The organism is Vogesella mureinivorans (assembly GCF_007644035.1).
In the GTDB taxonomy this organism is placed as follows: domain Bacteria; phylum Pseudomonadota; class Gammaproteobacteria; order Burkholderiales; family Chromobacteriaceae; genus Vogesella; species Vogesella mureinivorans.
Genome location: NZ_VMTV02000007.1, coordinates 1 through 365 on the forward strand (window position 1 = coordinate 1; position 365 = coordinate 365).

Genomic DNA, 365 nt, shown 5'->3' on the forward strand with positions numbered 1-365 from the left:
GACGCCGAGGACCAGGCCGCGCGCTTCCGCACCCAGGTCGAGCAGAAGGAGGGCGGCGACGACGAGGCCATGCACTTCGACGCCGACTATATCCGCGCGCTCGAATACGGCATGGCGCCGACTGGCGGACTGGGCATCGGCATCGACCGCCTGGTGATGTTGCTGACCGACTGCGCCTCGATCCGCGACGTGCTGCTGTTTCCGTACATGCGGCCGGAGGCGGATTGACAGTGGCAACAGCTGCGCGCGCGCTGGGACGCCGGCGCGCGTGGATCGAACGATGGATCTGTTGCCTGGCGGTGGCGGGCGTGCTGCTGCTGGGGTCCAGCCAGAGCCTTCATGCGGCCCCCGAACAGGACAGCACC

The 365-nt window shown here is 68.8% G+C and carries 1 protein-coding gene; it reads left to right on the forward strand.

Annotated features, from left to right (window positions below; translation table 11 throughout):
- The coding region (locus tag FLQ44_RS00390) for an amino acid--tRNA ligase-related protein (RefSeq protein WP_338117441.1) at positions 1–228 on the forward strand (228 nt) is incomplete at its 5' end.
- Positions 229–365 lie beyond the last annotated feature (137 nt).